Origin of the sequence: Halomonas sp. MMSF_3323, from assembly GCF_030733595.1 — a bacterium.
GTDB lineage: Bacteria > Pseudomonadota > Gammaproteobacteria > Pseudomonadales > Halomonadaceae > Halomonas > Halomonas litopenaei.
Genome location: NZ_JASHIT010000068.1, coordinates 1 through 15,677 on the forward strand (window position 1 = coordinate 1; position 15,677 = coordinate 15,677).

12 protein-coding genes are annotated in these 15,677 nt (G+C 66.7%); 8 read left to right on the plus strand and 4 right to left on the minus strand.

Annotated elements, in window-relative coordinates:
* Positions 1-176: 176 nt before the first annotated feature.
* The 3 genes from RBB39_RS22140 to mgrA all read left to right on the plus strand — a co-directional run bounded on the left by RBB39_RS22140 (position 177) and on the right by mgrA (position 5,674).
* A complete protein-coding gene (locus RBB39_RS22140; RefSeq protein WP_083970380.1) occupies positions 177-1,433 on the plus strand; it encodes an alginate lyase family protein in 1,257 nt (418 codons plus the stop codon).
* 29 nt (positions 1,434-1,462) lie between these two features.
* A complete protein-coding gene (locus RBB39_RS22145; RefSeq protein ID WP_052704332.1) occupies positions 1,463-4,351 on the plus strand; it encodes an SEL1-like repeat protein in 2,889 nt (962 codons plus the stop codon).
* Positions 4,352-4,645: 294 nt separating this feature from the next.
* Entirely contained in the window at positions 4,646-5,674 is a 1,029-nt protein-coding gene (gene mgrA / locus RBB39_RS22150; RefSeq protein ID WP_045992562.1) for an L-glyceraldehyde 3-phosphate reductase, read from the plus strand.
* Between the two features lie 118 nt (positions 5,675-5,792).
* Here the strand turns inward: mgrA and RBB39_RS22155 are convergent, their stop codons facing one another.
* Together RBB39_RS22155 and RBB39_RS22160 are read right to left on the minus strand one after the other, a co-directional pair.
* On the minus strand, positions 5,793-6,245 hold the full coding sequence (locus tag RBB39_RS22155) for a hypothetical protein (RefSeq protein WP_045992561.1): 453 nt from the start codon (positions 6,243-6,245) through the stop codon (positions 5,793-5,795).
* Positions 6,245-7,093, minus strand: a complete 849-nt coding sequence (locus RBB39_RS22160; RefSeq protein WP_045992560.1) for a tyrosinase family protein — start codon at positions 7,091-7,093, stop codon at positions 6,245-6,247. Before RBB39_RS22160 ends, RBB39_RS22155 begins: the two co-directional genes overlap by 1 nt.
* 279 nt (positions 7,094-7,372) lie before the next feature.
* Here RBB39_RS22160 and RBB39_RS22165 point away from each other — a divergent pair, with 279 nt between their 5' ends.
* From RBB39_RS22165 to RBB39_RS22175, 3 genes are all read left to right on the plus strand, one after another.
* Complete coding sequence (locus RBB39_RS22165) at positions 7,373-7,672, plus strand: hypothetical protein (protein WP_045992559.1); 300 nt, start codon at positions 7,373-7,375, stop codon at positions 7,670-7,672.
* 286 nt (positions 7,673-7,958) lie between these two features.
* Positions 7,959-9,377, plus strand: coding sequence for a DUF1800 family protein (locus RBB39_RS22170; RefSeq protein WP_045992558.1), 1,419 nt, complete (start codon positions 7,959-7,961; stop codon positions 9,375-9,377).
* Positions 9,378-9,410: 33 nt separating this feature from the next.
* Positions 9,411-10,550, plus strand: coding sequence for a DUF1501 domain-containing protein (locus tag RBB39_RS22175; RefSeq protein ID WP_253028498.1), 1,140 nt, complete (start codon positions 9,411-9,413; stop codon positions 10,548-10,550).
* Between the two features lie 46 nt (positions 10,551-10,596).
* On the opposite strand, the gene zigA is transcribed toward RBB39_RS22175, so the two are convergent.
* Positions 10,597-11,820: a zinc metallochaperone GTPase ZigA gene (zigA, locus tag RBB39_RS22180; protein WP_253028499.1), complete on the minus strand. Its 1,224-nt coding sequence runs from the start codon at positions 11,818-11,820 to the stop codon at positions 10,597-10,599.
* A 115-nt stretch (positions 11,821-11,935) separates the two neighbouring features.
* Between zigA and RBB39_RS22185 the strand changes: the two genes are divergently transcribed.
* The gene (locus RBB39_RS22185) at positions 11,936-12,625 is read left to right on the plus strand and encodes a DUF1826 domain-containing protein (RefSeq protein WP_253028500.1); all 690 of its coding nucleotides are present in this window, start codon (positions 11,936-11,938) and stop codon (positions 12,623-12,625) included.
* Positions 12,626-12,686: 61 nt separating this feature from the next.
* Here the strand turns inward: RBB39_RS22185 and RBB39_RS22190 are convergent, their stop codons facing one another.
* Complete coding sequence (locus RBB39_RS22190; protein ID WP_306169418.1) at positions 12,687-13,958, minus strand: NAD(P)/FAD-dependent oxidoreductase; 1,272 nt, start codon at positions 13,956-13,958, stop codon at positions 12,687-12,689.
* A 153-nt stretch (positions 13,959-14,111) separates the two neighbouring features.
* Here RBB39_RS22190 and RBB39_RS22195 point away from each other — a divergent pair, with 153 nt between their 5' ends.
* The gene (locus RBB39_RS22195) at positions 14,112-15,563 is read left to right on the plus strand and encodes an NAD-dependent succinate-semialdehyde dehydrogenase (RefSeq protein ID WP_306169419.1); all 1,452 of its coding nucleotides are present in this window, start codon (positions 14,112-14,114) and stop codon (positions 15,561-15,563) included.
* Positions 15,564-15,677: the final 114 nt, after the last annotated feature.

Genomic DNA, 15,677 nt, shown 5'->3' on the forward strand with positions numbered 1-15,677 from the left:
CGGCGCCCCCCGGGGCGCCGCCAAGGAGACGCTTGATGCACCCATCCCATGGCTCATCCCCCGGTCCCCTCCCCACCCGAGGCCTGGGCCCATCGATGCCGGCATTCGAATCCGGCCGGTGCCACCACTTCGACCAACGCTCGGCAAATCCGCTCAAGCGTCTGGCACACAGAGTGATGGGATGGCCGACGGCCAGGTTGTCGGGAAAGCTGGCAACGGGCCTGACGCTCGGCCTGACGATGGGTGCCGCCCTGGTATCGTCCGCGCACGCCATGACCCTGGAAGAACGGGCCGAGCTGGACCTCAGCGACTACCGAGTGACCAGACCTGACGCCTCCTACTTCGATGTAGAGGCCCGCATGGAAACACTGGCCGACACCGACAACTCGATCCTGTTGCAGGAGCTCGATCAACTGACCAACGGACCCAGCTGCCAGCAACTGCTGGCCCAGGAGCCGATTACCACGCGCCTGCGGATCCCCGGCTATTATCCCAGCCCCAAGGAGTGGGAACTGGCATCCGAACCCCTGTTCGACTTCGAGGACAGTGTGTCGATGCTCGCCGGCTCCTTCGTGGCCACCGGCGACACCTACTACGCCGACTGCCTGGTGACCTTTCTCGATCAATGGGCCCAGCACGATGCCCTGACCGACTTCCACTACGATCCCAAGGAGCCTCAGGCCTGGTTCGCCACCGAATCGATGATCTTCGCCGCGGGCATGGCCTACTCGGTGGTGCGTCCCCGCGTCGAGGGCAGCGACCAGGCCAAGCAACGTGTCGAGCAGTGGCTCAACCGGCTCGCCCACAAGCACGCCGCCATTCAGGGGCAGCCCGGCAACAGCTGCTGCAACAACCACTTCTACCGCCGCGCCCTCTACGCCAGCATGATCGGCGTGATTACCGAGGACGATGAGCTGTTTCGCTTCGGCGTCAGCGCCATCCATTCGGCGCTCTCCGACATGACCGAGCGCGGCGCCTTTCCGCTGGAGATCGAGCGTGGTCGTCGCGCCACCCACTACCAGAACTATGCGCTGCTCTACCTGATCACCAACATGCAGGTCATCGCACGCCAGGGCTATGACATCTTCGAACTCGAGATCAACGGCCATGACATCCACGACGCCGTGGACTTCGCCATGACCATCTTCAACGATCCCGAGGCGCTTGGAGACCTGGCCCCCCACGAGCAGTACACCGGCTTTCTCAAGGACAACCAGTACTTCGCCTGGATGGAGATCTATCAGAGCCGCTTCGATGACCCGCGCATCGAACGGTTCCTGGCCCAGGTGCGTCCGGTCTACAACCGCAGCGCCGGCGGTTACCAGACGTTGTACTTCATGTCACCCGAGGCGCAGCAGCACCTCGTCGTCGATGAACAGGAGCGCGAGACCACCGCCTTCGAGGGTCTCGACGACGACAGCGCGTCTCAGTGACAGCACACGATCAACCAGGAGGCCTGCTTATGATGCTCCCCCGTTTTCGCCCCCACACCGCCCAGGGCCAACGCTGGTCCCGGGCCTTTCCGCTCACCGCCTCGGTCGCCGTGGCGCTGTGGCTCGGCGGCTGCGCCGCCCCCGGTACCGAGTTCCAGAGTACCGGCGTCGACCCGCTGCCTGCCGAGTATCAGGACTTCTTCAACAAGGAGCAGCCACGCAACCCCGAATGGATGCATGACAACACCCTGGAAGAGGCGCAGCAGCTCGTCGCTGCCGGCCAGACCCGAGAGGCGATCCTCAAGCTCAAGGGGCTGGCCGCCCAGGACATCCCCAAGGCCTACTACGAACTCGGCAAGATCTGGGATCAGGGCAAGGGCATCCAGGCGGATCCCGCCAAGGCCGCTGCCTACTACGAGGACGCCGTGCGCACGCCGTCCTATATCCTTGGCCACGCATCGCTCAACCTGGCCAAGCTGAGCCTGGAACAGCAGGGTGCGCCCTATCGTCCGGTACTGGCCTACTATCTGCTCGAGCAGGCCATGGAAGAGGAAATCGGCCGTGACGAAGGCGTGGTGATGGCCTCATTGCTGGCCCGCGGCGCCGACGGCGTCGCGGCGGACCCCCAGCGCGCCCTGGCGCTGTATCGTCAGGCAGCGAACAACGGTAACCCGGATGCCATCCTGGCACTGGCCAACGCCTACGCCGAAGGCGGTTGGCTCGACACCGACAAGGCACGCTCGCGCGAGTACGCCGAGCGTTACGCCGAAGGCCTGCGCGAGCGCGCCGGCGGCGGCGATATCAAGGCGATGACCGAACTGGCTGAGCTGTACTCGGCCGACGGCCTGCTGGCAGGCGACGACGATCGCCGCCTGCACTGGCTGACCCAGGCCGCCCAGGCCGGTGACCCCGACGCGGTGGCCAAGGCGGGCCGCGAGATGCTCGACAGCGGCCGCGCCGAGCAGGGCGTGACCCTGCTGACCCAGGCGGCCGAGAACGGTGACGTCGACGCCATGGAGCGCCTGGGCCGGATTCTGCTGGAGGGCGACGGCCTCAGGGCACGGCCAATCGAGGCACGCAATTGGCTCGAAAAGGCCATCGACGAGGACTCGGTCGACGCCCGCGTGACCCTGGGTCGCGCCTTGCTGGAAGGCGATGCCCTGCCGGCGGAACCCCAGCGCGGCATCCGCCTGCTCGAGCAGGCCGCCCGACACGACGACCCGCTGGCACTGGCGATGCTCGGCCAGGCCTACCTGGCCGATGAGGTGGTGCCGACCCAGCCGGTGATCGCCGCCCGCTATCTCGAGCGCGGACATGAGCTGGGCCATCCGTTTGCCACCGAACAGCTGGGCGCGCTCTACCTCAGCGGCCGTGGCGTGGCCACCGATCCGGCCCGGGGCGAACGGCTGTTGCGCGAGGCCATCGACCAAGGGCAGAGCGGCGCCCTGCGCACCCTCGGCGAGGCCTATCTGGCCGAGGACGGCCCCCTGCCCTATCAGCCCCGTGAGGCGGAGCGCCTGCTGACCCAGGCGGTGGAAGCCGGCGATACCAGCGCCGCCACCCGCCTGGGCGAGGCCTATCTGACCGGCGAGCTGACCGGCGAACTGAGTCCCGAGACGACAGGCCAGTCGACACAAGCGCTGGCCGGAACTTCGAACACAGCTTCGAACACGACGTCGAACACGACTTCGAACACAACGTCGACCAGTACGTCGGACAGCACCTCACAGCTTCCGACTGGCCCGAATCCCACCCAGGAACCGGGCGGCGACGCCATGGCCGTGGCCGATGGTGCTTCGACCCAGCGAGGAAATTCTCGGGTGGATCACGGACGGCGCCTGCTGGAGAACGCCGCCGAGCAGGGCGACGCCTACGCCATGGTCGTCCTCGGCCGCGCTTACCGCGACGGTACCGGGGTGAGCCGTGACCTCGCCCAGGCCACCGAGTGGCTCGAACGGGCCGAGGCCGCCGGCCACCCCTCCGCCGCCGAGGCGCTGATGCGCACCCAGCGCGATCGCGGCCAGGCCGGTGACATCCAGGCGCTGATCGCCTCTGCCCGTCAGGGCAACGTCAACTCCATGGCGGACCTGGGCCGCGCCTATCGCGACGGCCAGGGCGTCGGGCGCAACCTGTCCGAGGCCAGCCGCTGGCTCGAGCGTGCCGCCCGGCAGGGTCATCCAGGTGCCGCCGCCGCGCTTGGCCGCATGTACCTGGACGGTGAAGGCGTCGCCCGCGACCCGGCCAAGGGCGCCGAGCTGCTCCAGATGGCGGTGGCCGGTGGCCACGCCGGCGCGCGTGCTGACCTGGGCGGCATGCTGCTGACCGGAAACGGCGTGGAAGCCGACCCCGAGCGGGGTCGTCGCCTGCTGAGCGAAGCCGCCGAGGCCGGCAACGAGTACGCCGCCCAGACCCTTGGCGAGGCCTACCTCGAAGCCAATGGCGTCAGCGCCGACCCGGCCGAGGCCGAGCGCTGGCTGACCCGGGCCAGCGACGCCGGCAGCCTGTCGGCACGCGCCCTGCTTGGCACCGCCCTGGTGCGAGGCGACCAGAGCCTGGCTCAGGACCCGAGCCGGGGCGAACAGCTGCTGACCAGCGCCGCCGACCAGGGACACGCCGGCGCCCAGGCCAGCCTCGGCCGCGAGTACCTGCGCGGTGAAAACCTCGAGCGGGATACCCGCCAGGGCGCCGACTACCTGCTCAAGGCCGCGCGTCAGGGCCACGAGACCGCGCGGCTGGCGCTGGCCAAGGCCTACCTGGCCGCCAATGGCCTGGAGAACGCCAACCGTGAGCAGGCGCTGGTATGGCTCGACGGGGTCATGGACGGCAACTCCCAGATGGCGTCCCAGACCCTGCACGACCTGCTCTCCGACGAGGCTACCCTGGCCGCCATGCCGGAGACCATGAACGCCGGCGGCTGACCCCTGCCCCTGGCGTCACGCCCCAGGCGCCATGTGCCCACTAACTGGCACATGGCGCCCTGGGTTACCTCACGGCTTCTCATGCCCGCAGCTTCACCGTCGCCTGAGTCCCCCTGAGTATTCTCCCGCTCGCCTTTCCAGGCGCTCACCATCTTGCCCGGACTGCGCCCTTGCCTGCGTGCTGCCCGCCTTCACCTGGCTTTTTCGGGGCGGCCCTTTTGGATACCTCGACAAACACAGCTAAAGTGCTGAGACGACAGCCACGGCGCCCGTGCGCCCTGACAGGAGACCACCATGAGCTATCGTCCCGCCGAAGACCGTTACGAACGCATGCGCTATCACCGCTGCGGTCGCAGTGGCCTCAAGCTGCCCGCCCTGTCCCTCGGGCTGTGGCACAACTTCGGCCACAACGCCCATGAAGACAACGCTCGCGAGATCTGCCGTACCGCCTTCGATCACGGCATTACCCACTTCGACCTGGCCAATAACTATGGCCCGCCGCCTGGCAGCGCCGAGTCCATGTTCGGGCGCATCCTCAAGACCGACTTCGCCGGCCACCGCGATGAAATGATCATCTCCACCAAGGCGGGCTATAACATGTGGCCTGGCCCCTACGGCGAGTGGGGCAGCCGCAAGTATCTGCTGTCGAGCCTCGACCAGAGTCTCAAGCGCCTGGATCTGGACTACGTCGACATCTTCTACTCCCACCGCTTCGATCCCGAGACACCGCTGGAAGAAACCATGGGCGCGCTGGACCAGGCAGTACGCTCGGGCAAGGCGCTCTACGCCGGTATCTCGTCGTACAGCCCTGAGCGCACCCGCGAGGCCGCTCGCCTTCTGCGCGAACTGGGAACCCCCTGCCTGATCCACCAGCCCAGCTACTCGATGATCAACCGCTGGATCGAGGACGACGGGCTGCTCGATGTGCTGGACGATGAAGGCATCGGCTCGATCGTCTTCTCGCCACTGGCCCAGGGCCTTTTGACCGCCAAGTACCTGGGTGGGGTGCCTGACGACAGCCGTCTTGCTCGCGGTGGTGCGATCCGCGAACAGCACCTGTCCGACGACAACCTCGAGCGTGTAAGGGCGCTCAACGCCATCGCCGAGCGGCGTGGCCAGAGTCTGGCGCAGATGGCGATTGCCTGGGTGCTGCGCGGCGGCCGCGTGACCAGCGCCTTGATCGGCGCCAGCCGCCCCGATCAGGTCAGCGACTGCGTCGAGGCCCTGGACAACCTCGACTTCAGCGACGAGGAGCTGGCCGACATCGACCGCTACGCGGTGGATGGTGGGGTCAATCTATGGGCCCAGTCCTCCAAGGCCTAGGGCTTGTCTGAAAAGTGCCTGCGCTCGTCGACTTTTCGGACAGTGCCTCGGCAAGCCAGCTCGGCAAGCCAGAAAGCATCAAGCCTGCCGCGCACACCGAAACTGCGCCTGCGCTCGATCACAAGGTGACCAGTTGCACCCCGCTGCAACACACCAGTGACTTGTCGCCACGATCGGGCCAGGCCTCGCGCGTATAGGCGTAGATCTGGATGTCCAGGGTGCTCTTGCCAGCGTGCAGATGGCGCTTCAGGGCCTGGGTCACCGGTACCCGCTTGAACGCCGGTGTCATCGGATGGGAAGGCCGGGTATCGAAACGTCTGAGACCATCCGGGCCATGGCAGTGTCCTGGCGAACCCCAGCATTCGGCGTGGCCGAACAGCGCAAAGGTGCCGGCATAGCCCCGGCTTTGCGGGGTCACCCTGGCCGGCAGGCGCGCGCTGAAGAAGAGCCAGGCGGTGTAGCTGGGGCGCAGGTGGTGGATGCCATACAGCTCGACGAAGGCTTCCTCGAACTCATCGGCGCGAAGCGCGCCCAGGTCGAGCCGCGGCAGGCGATAGCGTTGCTCGATCATCAGGCCTCCTCCAGACCGCTGCCGGCCAGGGTCAGGTCCGCCACCGAACGGGCATACTCGTAGCCCAGCGACTGGACATTGAGCACTTCGCCGACGGTCAGGCCGAAGGGTTCCAGCACGATCTCCTCGAGTCCCGGGGGAAAGTTGGTGATGCCGTGGCGCTTCTGCCACAGCGACCAGAGCCGGTCGATCATGCAGTGGTGAGAATAAAAGATCGGATCATAGGCTGCGTAGGTGGTGCTGGCCATGGTCGCACCGACATAGACGTGGAGCTGATCATGCACCGTCTCGATCAGGTCATTGAACTGCTCGAAGGTGTCCACCCGCTCCACCAGGAAGGCCGCGATCTCGCCCAGCGTCGCCCGGCCATCACCGTTCACGTCGGCCACCGGAAAGGAAAACACCGGCAACAGGCCGTCGGGATCACGCTCGGTGACCAGGTCCACCGGTTCGGGCACCTGGGGGGGGAAAAGCTGGATGCGCGAGGAGTGGAGCGGATTCTCCTCGCCATCGATCAGCGCAACATCGAAGGCCTCGGGAATGCCCTCGCCTTCGGTCCAGTCCCACCAGGGGATCGAGACCTCTTCATCGATATCCTGCAGCGACTGCTCCAGACGATGGAGGTAGGCCCGGTGCCAGGGCAGAAACAGCCTGGCGCTAAGGCTGGTGCGAGGCGAGAACTGATGATGCCAGCACCAGCGCCCCGGGGCGCCATGGATGCCGGCGTAGTGGTAGAAGCCTCGATTATCCTGTCGAGCCTTGGACGCGCCCAGTGCAGCGATGTAGCGGCGCATGTGCACACGCTCGGCAGCTTCCACTGGCAGGCGATACATCATCTGACCCGACATGCTTCCCCCTTGCCGTCGCTGTCGACGGCAGTCCCGGGAGCCGAAGGACGATTATCCCCGGCTCGTTTCAGCCTAGTTCAGTCCACAGGGCTCGGCCACGCCACTGTTCGCCCTCATTACCGGCCAGCCAGCCGGCTCGGCTCGCCCCCGAGACATCGTCCTGATGGTCCCAGCCTGCACGGAGCGACCGCCCGTTATTGAGCAATTGCTCAAAATGCGTTTGAATGGCGGCCACCCACGACATCACCGAGTCGTCCCGCGCCCTTCCAAGGAGTCCCCATGGCAAGCGTCACCAATCGAACCCTGCTGGATCTGGGGCGGCTGACCGCCAACCTGGTCACCTACCCCGAAGGCCACAGCGTCTATCGCCACAATGACCCCATGGGTGGCGGCCGCTACTACAAGCTGAACCTCATCCTGAAGGCCCCTCAGGCTGGCGGGGTGTTCGAGACCGAAAAGGTGATCTTCAACCTGTTCGACCGGGTGATCCTGTTTCGTCCCGACCTCTACCAGCACAGCGTCTCGAAAATCGAAAAGGGCAAGCGGGTGCTGTTGAGTATTGCCCTGCACACCCCCTAAGCCTACGGCTTGCACCCCCACCGAAGGCCCTGACCTGAGGCGTTGGCGTTGGCGTTGGCGTTGGCGCGACACGCCTATCGAAAATGCACGAAAGGTGCGCCTTAGGCCGGTGCAAGCGTAGCCCTGGCCTCGGACCTGGGCCTACTCGATCATCCACCCCTGCTCGGCTGAACGCCCCCGCCACCTACCGGCCAAACTGTTGGCGATCCCCGGCGCCTCACCCCAGGGCCGGCCCCCGGCATCCTGCCCCAGGCTTCGTCAGCCATGCCAACAGGAGGCGTCAGCTGTGACCACCACCCTCGTTCAGGCGGAAATCGCCGCCAATCGCTTTGGCCTCGGCGCGGGGCCAGGTGAGCTTGCCGAGATCGCCAAGGACCCCCAGGGCTGGGTGCTGGCGCAGATCGACGAGGCCGAACGAGCGCCACTGATCGATCCTCTCGCCGCCCTGCCATCCACCATCACCTATCTGGAACACTTCGATCGCTTTCGCCGAGACCACGCGGCCGCCCGTCGACGCATGAGCGAGGCCGCCGCCAATGACAAGCCCACACAGAGCCTGCCGACCCTGCTCGAGCGTTTTGGCGCGATGAAACAGGCCGAGATCCAGGCCAGGGGGCGCCAGCAGTGTCTGAGTCCGTTTCCGGTACTCGAGCGCTGGGTGATGTTCTGGAGCAACCACTTCACCGTGTCCGCCGACCGCGGCGGCGTACAGTTGCTGCCCGGGGCCTTCGAGCGCGAGGCCATCCGGCCCTATGTGTCGGGTAGCTTTTCGGCCATGCTGCTGGGCGTCGAGCAGCATCCGGCCATGCTGCTCTATCTCGACAATGCAGCGTCGGTGGGCCCCGATTCGCCGCTGGCCAGAAGTGCCAGAGCTTCTGCCGGACGGCTCGGGCTCAACGAGAACCTGGCGCGGGAAATCCTGGAGCTGCATACCCTCGGCGTGGACGGCCCCTATCAACAGCAGGACGTGATCGAACTGGCCAGGGCCATCACCGGATGGCGGACACGGCTCGAACTGCCGCCATCGACCGAGGCGCCGGCCCTCGGCCCCTACGGCAGCCTGTTTCATGGCGCGGCCCATCAAGGCGGCGAGCGAGAACTGCTGGGGCGGCGCTTCGCTGCAGGCGGGGCCAGGCAGGGGCGTGACATGCTGCGTTTTGTGGCCGGCCAGGAGGCCACCGCAACCTTTGTCGCCACCAAGCTTGCCCGTCACTTTGTCGCCGACGACCCACCCAGTGAGCTGGTATCGGCCTTGGCCTCCACCTTCCAGCACGAGAACGGTCGCCTGTCGACGCTGTTTCGCACCCTGTTCAGCCACCCCCAGGCGTGGCAGCCGCAAGCGCTCAAGTTTCGCCGTCCACAGGAATATCTCGTCGCGCTCTATCGCGCCCTGGGCAAGGCACCCTCGCCCGATGGCAGTGACTGGGGCCAGCAGCTTCGCCTGCTGGGCCAGCCACCTTTTCTTGCCGGCGCCCCGGCCGGATGGAGCGATGATGCCAACGACTGGATCGGTGCCGACACCTTGAACAAGCGACTGCTGGTGGCCCAGCGCCACGCCGGTGACGCCAGCGGCGAGGCCATGGAGCTGGCCCAGCAGAGCCTGGGCCCTCGCCTGCGTGAAGCCACCGCCGTGGCGCTCAGTCAGGCGCCCCGCAACCAGGCGCTGGCCATGGTGCTGGCAAGCCCCGAGTTTCAGTGGCGCTGAGCGCCGTCGCGACACCACCCAATGGAATCCGCTATGTTCAACCGACGCGAGTTTCTCAAGGCGCTGGGCGCAGGCACCAGCCTGCTGCTGTGGCCCTCGCTGGCTGCGGCAGACTCCCCGCTCGGCAAGCGCCGCCTGGTCGTCGTACTGCTGCGCGGTGCCCTCGATGGCCTCGCCGCCGTCCCCTGCGACAGCGACCCCGCCTACCAGCGCTTGCGCGGTAGCCTGGCATCGCAGGAAGGAGTCGTTGCACCACGACTGGACGGGACCTTTTCGCTGCATCCGTCACTGGCCTTCTGCCACCGTCTCTACCAGGCCGGCGACTTCGCCGTGGTTCACGCCTGCGGACTGCCCTATCAGGGACGCTCGCACTTCGACGCCCAGGAGTGCCTGGAAAACGGCACCGCCACCCCCACAGGAAGCCGCACCGGCTGGCTGAACCGAGCGGTGGGCAGCCTCGGCGACACCCAGGGGCTGGGCCTCACCTCCTCGCGCCCGTTGTTGATCCGTGGGCCGGCCCCCTTCGCCACCTGGTCGCCGTCGGCGCACGGCACCACCCAGCCGTCACTGGCCCAGCGGGTCGCAGCGCTCTATCGACAGGATGCCCGACTGGGCCCGGTGTTCGAGCGCGCCCTGGCGATGCAACAGATGGCCCCCACTGGCGTCGACAGCGGTGGCCGGCTGGAGGACACCCTGGCGGCGGCAGCGCAGTTCCTGTCCGCCGCAGATGGCCCCCAGATCGCCATGGTGGAGGACGACGGCTGGGACACCCACGCTCGCCAGAATGCGGTGCTGTCACGCAAGCTTGAACAGCTGGATAGCGGGCTTGCAGCGCTGCACGGCAAGCTCGGCGAACGCTGGCAGCGCACCGCCGTGGTGGTCATCACCGAGTTTGGCCGCACGGTGGCCGTCAACGGCACCGGTGGCACCGATCATGGCACCGCCAGCTGCATCCTGCTGGCCGGTGGCGCCATTCGAGGGGGGCGCGTCCACGGCCAGTGGCCGGGGCTCGCCCGGTTGCGTGACGACCGTGATCTGATCGCCGCCCAGGACACCCGCGCCGTCCTCAAGGGTGTGCTGCGTGACCACCTTGGCCTCGACCTCGATCCCCTGGCCGAGCAGGTCTTTCCCGACAGTCGGCAGGTGGGCCCTCTAGCTGGCCTGATTGGCTGATCGGCTGGCCTGAGCGGCTGGCGGTAATGGCGTCGTGCACCGGGCCTTACCAGGCTGGAAAAGGGTCATCCGAGCCGACCCAGGCGTCCATGCCGAGGGCCAGCTCCGATTCGCTCAGCAGGCACTCATCCAGCGCCTGACGAATGCGATGCTCCGCCAGGTTCTGGCCGATGAACACCAGTTCCTGGCGCATATCACCGAAGGGCTCCTGCCATTTGGCCAGAATCGCCTCGCGATACTCCGGGTCCTCGGGCCACTGATCCTCGGGTACCGCCCGCCAGAAGCGACCCGCCAGGCCATGGTGAGCGATGCCTCCCGCCTGACTCCACTGACCGGCGAACTGAGGACGGCTGGCTAGCCAGAAGAACCCCTTGGAGCGCAGCAAGGTGCCACCGAACCAGTCGCCATGCAGCAGTTCATGAAACCTGCGCGGGTGGAAGGGGCGGCGCGCCTCATAGGCAAAACTCGAGATACCGTACTCCTCGGTTTCCGGCACATGCTCACCGCGCAGCTCCTTGAGCCAGCCCGGCGCCCGCTGGGCCCGCTCGAAGCTGAAGCGTCCGGTATCCAGCACCCGCGACAGCGCCACCTCGCCCTGGACCATGTGGACGATGTCGGCCTCGGGATTGAGGGCGCGCAGTACCGCCTCGACCTCCGCCAGTTGCTGCGCCGAGATCAGGTCGCACTTGCTGATCGCCAGCACATCGCAGAACTCGATCTGGTCCACCAGCAGGTCGGCGACATTGCGCTCATCGTCCTCGCCCAGCGACTCCCCCGCCTCCTTGAGGGAGCGGGCTTCAGAGTACTGGCTCAGAAAATTGGCGCCATCGACCACGGTGACCAGGGTATCGAGTCTGGCGATCTCGGACAGGCACTGACCGTCCTCATCGGCGAAGGTAAAGGTCTCCGCCACCGGCAGGGGTTCAGAGATGCCGGTGGATTCGATCACCAGGCTGTCGAAGCGCCCCTCCTCGGCCAGCCTGCGGACCTCGATCAACAGGTCCTCGCGCAGGGTGCAGCAGATACAGCCGTTGCTCATCTCCACCAGGCGCTCTTCGGCGCGGTTCAGCGTGACCCCGTCCTCCAGCTCGTCTGATGCCCCTGGCCCACCGCGCACCAGAGCGGCGTCGATATTGACCTCGCTCATGTCATTGACGATGACCGCGACCCGACGCCCCTGGCGATTGGCCAGAAGGTGATTCAGCAAGGTGGTCTTGCCGGCTCCCAGAAAGCCTGACAGTACCGTGACCGGCAACCTGGCATCATTCATGAACCTGTTCTCCCCATGTGCGCTCGCAAAGGAAAGCCCCTCTCTGCACGAGGCGCTTTCCTTGTTTTAAATGTTACGTTATAACATTGTAAACACATCCCATGGAGACGCCAAGATGTCGCTGTCGAGCTCACTGTCCACCTGCGTCGACGGAGACGCCTCGAGCGCGTCTTGCGAGGCGCAGCCAAGTGTCCACTGGGCCCAGGGTATCGATGCCTCGATCCTGCCGCGCATCTTCGAGCAAGGCATCACCATCGCGGTGATGCAGCGCGCGCTGTCCCCCAGCCTGGAACACAGCATCCAGGCACAGTGCGATACCAAGCGTCGCTGGAGCTTTCAGTGGCTGGGACTTCCCGACGTCGCCATGAAGCGCGAACTCCGGCGCAGCATGCCCGCCCCGGAGCAAGCCTGCCCCCTGGTAGACGACGTGGTGCTGTTGACCCAGGCCATGGCGATGCTGTTCGACACCGACACTCTGGGGGTACGGTTACGCCTGCTGGACAGCGCCATGTGTCCACGCTTTCACTGCGACAAGTTGCCGGTACGACTGGTCACCAGCTATCGGGGGCCGGGCAGCGAATGGCTGCCCGAGTCTGCGGTCAATCGCGCCGGGCTCGGCGCACCCTCGCCGGACAAGCCCGAGACGCTTCGTCAGGCCCATGCCATTCAGCGGCTGGGCACCGGCGACCTGGCACTGTTGAAGGGAGACGGCTGGAGCGGCAACGAGGGCCGCGGACTGGTACACCGCAGCCCGGCGCAGCAGGCAGGGGAGACGCGCCTTCTGTTGACCATCGATCCGAGCTGAGTCGAGCGGCCGCCGACGCTTTGCCAGGGGCGTGGCGGCCGCCTGCGCACGCAACGCGTGGTCAGTGGATCTTCAGGCGTGGCCCGACCGAGCGGCCGAGGACGTCGCTCAGCGCCTCGGCGGTACCCTTGAGTGGCCCCAGCAGGATGAACTGGTGCTGGCGCTGCAGTCCCTGGTAGGCCGCCCGCGCGAGTCGCCCGCGCAACTGGACGTCGTCGGCGAACCAGCCTTTCACTTCGCCGACGCTGCCGGCCTCACCCAGCGACAGCAGGGTACCCTTGTCCTCGTAGACGAAGGGCGCCGGCGTTTCCCCCGCGAGAAAACGCGGCAACTCCTTGGCCAGATGTTCTGCCTGCTCGCTGGCCGCCTGGGCGGTGGGCGGTGCGGGCTCGTCGTCGATAACCGAGCAGTCGCCCAGCGCAAAGACGTGATCACTGTCGACACTCTGCAGGGTCGGCTTCACCCGCCACTGGCGCTTCTTGTTGGTCGCCAGCGCGTCGATCGAATCGGCCACCGGCGGCCCCACGCGACCGGCCGCCCAGATGGTCAGGTCCGCCGGAAACTCGTCGCCGCCATCGGTGATCAGACGGTCGCGATCGACGCGACTGACCTGTTGTTCGGTATGAATGTCGATGCCGACATTCAAAAGGCGCTTGCGGATGGACTGGCGCACCTCATCCTCCATGCCCGGCATGAAGGTATCGGTCGCCTCCAGCAGGGTCACCTTGACCCTGGGCTGGCACTCTCGTGGGGCCACACTCGAGGCCCGCGCCTCGGTGGCCAGCAGCCCTGCCAGTTCCACCCCGGTGGCCCCTGAACCGACGATGGCGATATGGAAGGGATCACTGCGCTGCCCGGCGCGATGCGCCAGCAGCCCCGTCGAGAAGCGCTCGAACAGTCGCTCGGCGTCGGCCTCGCTGTCGAGCATCAGGGCATGCTCGAGCACGCCGTCCACGCCCATGTCCGGGGTCACCCCGCCAATCGCCAGCACCACCGCCTGGTAGCCGATGCAGCGACCGGGCACCCTCACCCGACCGTCGTCTTCGGGCCACTCGGCCAGGGTCAGGGTACGCGCCTCGGGATCGATGTCCGCGAGTTCACCGCGCTCGAAGCCGAACCCCCAGTGCTCGGCGAGCCCTGCGTAGTCCAGCTCATCGACCTCGCCGCGCCGAAAACCGGCGGCAAGCTCATGCAACCGCGGTTTCCACACATGGGTGGCGCTACGATCGATCAGCAATACGTCCTTGTGGCCTGCCTTGGCCAGCCGGATGGCAAGCTCGAGGCCGCCGGCACCACCACCTACGATCACCACGCCTTCACTGCGAACGTTCATGGGACCTCCTGTCATCGCCCCTGCGGGGGATCCACAGGGACGTCCGGTGTCGATTCGTCCCCACCCTACCACTCCGTGCCCGGCTTGAGGACATGCTCGTTGCAGCGTAGTTTGGGGAGGTCGGAAACGGAACTTCTTCAGGAGATTGCCCCTATGCACACCCCTGAGAACCAGCTGATGACTGACCATGCCTATCTTGGCGGACGTTGGGTCGAGGCCAGTGACGGCAAGACCCGGGAGGTCGAAGACCCGGCCACCGAAAAGACCATCGGCAAGGTGCCCCAGCTGACCGAGGACCAGTTGGGCGAGGCCATCGATGCCGCCAGTCAGGCCTTCGAGCGCTGGCGTGACACCCCCGCCCTGGAGCGCGCCGACGCGCTGATGGCCTGGTACCAGGCGATGCAGGACAACGCCGAGGCGCTGGCCCGCCTGATGACCCTGGAGCAAGGCAAGCCCCTGGCCGAGGCCCGTGGCGAGGTCGATTACGCCGCCAGCTTCCTGCGCTGGTTTGCCGGCCAGGCGCGACGCATCGCCGGTGATACCCTGGCCTCGGATGACCCCGACATCTCGCTTGGCACGCTGCGCCAGCCGGTCGGCGTGGTGGCCATCATTACCCCCTGGAACTTCCCGCTGGCGATGATTACCCGCAAGGTCGGGGCCGCGCTGGCGGCGGGCTGCACCACCCTGGTCAATCCAGCAAGCCAGACCCCTTTCTGCGCACTTGCCCTGGCCAGACTGGCCGAACAGGCCGGGCTGAACCGGGGCGAATTCAACGTCCTCACCTGCCCCGGCAAGCGCTTTTCCGAAAAGGTCTGTGACGACAATCGCGTTCGCGCGCTGTCGTTCACCGGCTCCACCGAGGTCGGCCGGACGCTGCTGGCTCAGGCCGCCGACACGGTCAAGCGCAGCGCCATGGAGCTGGGTGGCAACGCCCCTTTCATCGTCTGCGAGGACGCCGACCTGGACGCCGCCGTGGAAGGCGCCATCGCCGCCCGCTTCCAGACCAGCGGACAGGACTGCGTGGCGGCCAACCGCCTGTTCGTCCACCGTTCTCTCTACGACACCTTCATCGAGCGCTTCACCCAGCGCATGAATGACATGCCGGTGGGCAACGGCTTCGATGAGGACAGCAAGATCGGCCCGCTGATCAACCGCGACGCGGTGGCCAAGGCCCGCGAACTGGTAGAGGACGCCAGATCCCGGGGGGCGCGCGTGCTCGGTCGCGGCCAGGGCCAGGCCCCAGGGCCACGCTTCTTCATGCCGACCCTGGTGGCCGGCTTCACCGATGATATGCGCATCGCCAGTGAAGAATCCTTCGCGCCCCTCGCCCCGGTGCGCGCCTTCGACAGCGATGACGAGGCCATCGCCGCTGCCAACGACACGGTCTACGGTCTGGCCGCCTACGTCTATGCCAGCGACCATCAGCGCATCCGTCGCTACCAGCAACGTCTGGAAGTCGGCATGGTCGGTTCCAACACCATGGATATCACCGGGCCCCAGGTCCCCTTTGGCGGCGTCAAGCAGTCCGGTCTCGGTCGTGAAGGCGGCCTCGAGGGCATGGAGGAATACCTCGAGACCAAGTACCTGTGCACCGCCCATGGCTAGCGTGTACACACCCTGAGTCCCCCGGGAGAAGCGCAGCCTTCTCCCGGGGAGCACGGTTATCTACTGCGACCCCGTCCTGCCGAGGATACCCGGCAGGGCCTGCGGCGCCCCCAC